Here is a 259-nt window from a genome sequence, read left to right as displayed (position 1 = left end):
TTACCATCTCCACTTAACGGGACGGGGGTTTGGTCACCGCGATCGCGACTTTAAGTCCTTGCTAATGCAGGTAGGGGGGAGCCGGTACGCCCCGCCGACTTCCAAGGCCCGGCGCCCGGGGGGAGTGGTAGTTCGTCACCGCTACCGGTGCACGGGCTGCGGTCTGATCATCGGGCGCAACCGGCGCTTTAACCTGGCCCGCTTCGTCTGCCGCCGTTGCGGACACCGCTTTGAAGAAATTTAAAAAAGTTCTTGCTAA

1 protein-coding gene is annotated in these 259 nt (G+C 60.6%); it reads left to right on the top strand.

The features are described from left to right. The first annotated feature begins 64 nt into the window (after positions 1-64). Entirely contained in the window at positions 65-244 is a 180-nt protein-coding gene (locus SAY88_RS26220) for a zinc ribbon domain-containing protein (protein ID WP_431308930.1), read from the top strand. Positions 245-259 lie beyond the last annotated feature (15 nt).

The organism is Halalkalibacter flavus (assembly GCF_036663575.1).
Classification (GTDB): domain Bacteria; phylum Bacillota; class Bacilli; order Bacillales; family Bacillaceae_D; genus Halalkalibacter; species Halalkalibacter flavus.
Note: the sequence above shows the minus strand (reverse complement) of the source record. Positions and strands in the feature narration are given on the sequence as shown.